Source organism: Hydrogenophaga sp., assembly GCF_022844385.1.
GTDB lineage: Bacteria > Pseudomonadota > Gammaproteobacteria > Burkholderiales > Burkholderiaceae_C > Hydrogenophaga.
Window position 1 is genome coordinate 15,734 of the sequence record NZ_JALHLX010000056.1, and the last position, 3,844, is coordinate 19,577.

The following is a 3,844-nucleotide window of genomic DNA, read 5'->3' on the forward strand; positions in this document are numbered from 1 at the left end:
GCCAAGGCGATTGCGGCGCAGATCGAGAAGACCGAGGCTGAACTGGCGCAGCGTGACAGCGCCAACGCCAAGGCGGTGCTCAAGCGTCTGAAGGCTGCGCGCGAGGCCTTTGTGGACGTGGTCGAGTTCATCGCCGCCAACACGCGCAGCAACCCCAACGCGGCGTTCGCCGGCAGCGTGCCCTACCTCATGCTCGCGGGCAACCTCATGGCGGGCTGGCAGCTGGCGCGCTCGCTGATGGTGGCCGAAGACCTGTCGGCCCAGGGACAGGACGTGGCCTTCATGCAGGCCAAGATCACCACCGCGCGTTTCTACGCCGACCACATCCTCAGCCGCGCCCCGGGCACACGCGATGCGATCGTTGAAGGCGCCGAGGCCGTGACCGCGCTGGCCATCGAATCGTTCTGACCCACCACACACCCGACGGAGACTTCATGACCGCACCCGCCCGCAGCCTGCCCCCGGTTCTCAAGAACATCAAGTTCCCGGTGATCGGCTCACCGCTGTTCATCATCAGCAACCCCAAGCTCGTCATTGCGCAGTGCAAGGCCGGCGTGGTGGGCTCCATGCCCGCGCTCAACGCGCGTCCGGCCTCGCAGCTCGACGAGTGGCTGGCCGAGATCACCGAAGCCCTGGCCGCGCACGACGCAGCCCACCCCGACAACAAGGCTGCACCGTTTGCCATCAACCAGATCGTGCACAAGAGCAACGACCGGCTGGAGCACGACATGCAGCTGTGCGCCAAGTACAAGGTGCCGATCATCATCACCAGCCTGGGTGCGCGCGAAGATGTGAACCAGGGTGTGCACAGCTGGGGCGGCGTGGTGCTGCACGACGTGATCAACAACGTGTTTGCGCACAAGGCGATCGAGAAGGGCGCTGACGGCCTGATCCCGGTGGCGGCAGGTGCCGGTGGCCACGCCAGCGTGAAGAGCCCGTTCGCGATGATCCAGGAAATCCGCGAGTGGTTTGGTGGTCCGGTGGCGCTGTCCGGCTCCATCTCCTCAGGCGGTGCCATCCTGGCCGCTCAGGCCATGGGCGCCGACTTCGCCTACATCGGCTCGGCCTTCATTGCCACCGACGAAGCGCGCGCGGTCGACGGCTACAAGGAGATGATCACGAAGTCGAATTCGGACGACATCGTCTACAGCAACTTCTACACCGGCATTCATGGCAACTACCTCAAGGGCAGCATCCAGAACGCCGGCATGGACCCGGACAACCTGCCGCAGAGCGACCCGAGCAAGATGAACTTCGGCACAGGTGAAGGTGCCGCAGCGGCCAAGGCCTGGAAGGACATCTGGGGCTGCGGCCAGGGCATCGGCGCGATCCGTGAGGTAGTGCCGGCGGCCGATCTGGTGGCGCGCTTCAAGCGCGAATACGCAGAAGCCAAGGCGCGCATCTGCGCCGGTTGATCGGGCTTCATCGCTCACAAAAAAGCCGGCTTCAAGCGCCGGCTTTTTTGCGTCTGCGCAGCAGCCTCCGTCAGGGTCAGCGTTCTCCTCTCAGCCAGGCGCCAAAACTGCTGAGTGCTTCGCCGAGGGCCTCTCCCGGCGTCTGCGCGTACTGCACGCCACCCTGGTCGGAAATCTGTGCCACCGAGCCGCTGCCTTGCCACTCGGCGTAGATCCAGTCTTCCCCCAGACGCGTGAGTCCGTCGGGGACGGCGGGGGCCTGCGCCACCGGCGTACCTTTGAGCGCTGCGCCCATGTAGTCGATCCAGATCGGCAGCGCAATGCGCCCGCCCGACTCACCGCCGCCCAGGCTGCGTGGCTTGTCGTAACCCACCCACACGGCGGTGGCGAGGCTGGGCTGGTAGCCGGCGAACCAGGCGTCGACCGCGTCGTTGGTGGTGCCGGTTTTGCCGTACACGTCGGGGCGCTTGAGCGTGGCCTGAGCGCGCGCCGCGGTACCGGTGCGCGTCACCTCGTTGAGCAGGCTGGACATCACGAACGCGTTGCGCGCGGGAATGGCCCTGTTGGCCTCGGTGAGCGCCTCGGGCGGGGGCGCTTCAAACAGCACCTTGCCTTGGGCATCGGTGATCTTCTCCACCACCACCGGCGCCACCTTCCAGCCGCCGTTGGCCACCGTGGCATAGGCCTGCGCCATCTGCAGCGGCGTGACGCTGCCCGTGCCCAGGGCCAGCGTGAGGTCGTTCGGCTGACGCGCGGGGTCCAGGCCGAAGCGGGCGGTCCAGTCGCGCGCAACTTGCGTGCCGGTGTGCTGCAGCACGCGCACGCTGGCGATGTTGCTGGACTGGGCCAATGCCTGGCGCAGCGTGATCGGGCCCGCATATTGCCCGTTGCTGTTGGTGGGGCTCCAGCCGTTGGACGCGGTGAAGGGCAGGTCGTCGACCAGCGTGCCCGGCATCACGCGTGCTTCGAGTGCGGCCGAATACAGCAGCGGCTTGAGCGCCGAACCGGGCTGGCGCCAGCCCTGGGTGACGTGGTTGAACGGCTGCTTGGTGAAGTCGAACCCGCCCACCAGCGCGCGCACGCGGCCGGTCTGGCTGTCCATGGCGACCAGCGCGGCTTCAGCCTCGGGCCACTGTGAGATGGCCCAGACCGGTTTGCCCTTGAGTTTGCCCGCGCTCACCACCCGCACGATGGCGCCGCGCACGATCTTCAGCGGCGCCTTGGCCTTGGGGTCCAGCCCCTTCTGCGCCCAGCGCAGGCCTTCGCCTTGCAGCGTGATCCGTTCGCCGCTGGACAACTGCACCTGCATGGCCTTGGGGTTGGCTGAGAGCACGATGCCCACGCGCAGGGTTTCGTCGTCGCGGTGGTCCTTCAGAGCCTCGGCGGCGGCGCGTTCGACCTCCGCGCCCGTGCCGTTCGGAAGTGATGCCACATCTTCCGGCCCACGCCAGGCGCCGCGTCGGTCAAACGCCAGCACGCCGCGTTGCACGGCCGCGTGGGCGGCGCGCTGGTCGGCCGCGCGCAACGAGGTGGTGACCCGCAGGCCGTTGGAATAGGCCTCGGTGCCGAAGCGCTCCACCACGGCGCGACGCGCCATTTCGGCGACGTGGGCGGCGTGCACGCTGCGCAGGCCGGGCGTGCGCAGCACGAGCTTCTCGGCGCGCGCAGCGGCCAGCTGCGCGTCGGTGATGGCATCGGTGGCGCGCATTCGCTCCAGCACCACGCGCTGGCGTTGTGTAGCGCGTTCGAAGTTGGCCACCGGGTTGGCGTAGTAGGGGTTCTGTGGCAGGCCGGCGAGCATGGCGGTCTCGGCCAGCGAGAGTTTGTCCAGCGGTTTGCCGAAATAGGTTTTTGACGCGGCGGCAAAGCCATAGGCACGCTGGCCCAGGAAGATCTCGTTGAGGTAAATCTCCAGGATGCGGTCCTTGGAGAGCTCGTCTTCCAGTTTCAATGCGAGCCAGATTTCCTTGGCCTTGCGCTCGGCAGAAAACTCGCGCGTGAGCAGCATGGTGCGCACCAGTTGCTGCGTGATGGTGGATGCCCCTTGCTTGCGCCCACCGGTGACCACCGCCACCAGCGCACGCGCCATGCCCCGGGGATCCACGCCGTTGTGTTCACGAAAGCGCGCGTCTTCCACCGACAGCACGGCGTCCTGCAGCAGCTTGGGCGTGCGCGAGAGCGGCAGGTATTCACGCCGCTCGGTGCCGAACTGCGCGATCTCCACGCCATCGGCGGTGAACACCTGCAAGGGGAGTTTCGGCTGGTATTTGACGATGCTGTCCAGCGGTGGCAGATCGAAGGGCGAGGCCTGCAGGGCAGGGGCCATGAAGGCGGCGGGCATCACCACCAGGGTGAGCACCGCACTGCGAAGGTAAGGCTTGGGCATGGGGGGAGATTGTCCCGGATCGGTGTGCGCTGCATGTGCAGCG

Annotated in this window: 3 protein-coding genes; 2 read left to right on the forward strand and 1 reads right to left on the reverse strand. The window is 67.1% G+C overall.

Annotation, left to right across the window (positions count from 1 at the left end):
- Positions 1–408 (forward strand): acyl-CoA dehydrogenase C-terminal domain-containing protein (locus tag Q0C59_RS11100; RefSeq protein ID WP_291215254.1); only part of this gene is annotated, 408 nt, incomplete at its 5' end.
- A gap of 26 nt (positions 409–434) precedes the next feature.
- Positions 435–1,415 (forward strand): nitronate monooxygenase family protein, encoded by a 981-nt coding sequence (locus tag Q0C59_RS11105; protein WP_291215256.1) that lies wholly within the window; start codon positions 435–437, stop codon positions 1,413–1,415.
- Positions 1,416–1,491: 76 nt separating this feature from the next.
- On the opposite strand, the gene Q0C59_RS11110 is transcribed toward Q0C59_RS11105, so the two are convergent.
- On the reverse strand, positions 1,492–3,844 hold a 2,353-nt coding region (locus Q0C59_RS11110), incomplete at its 5' end, for a PBP1A family penicillin-binding protein (RefSeq protein ID WP_366518854.1).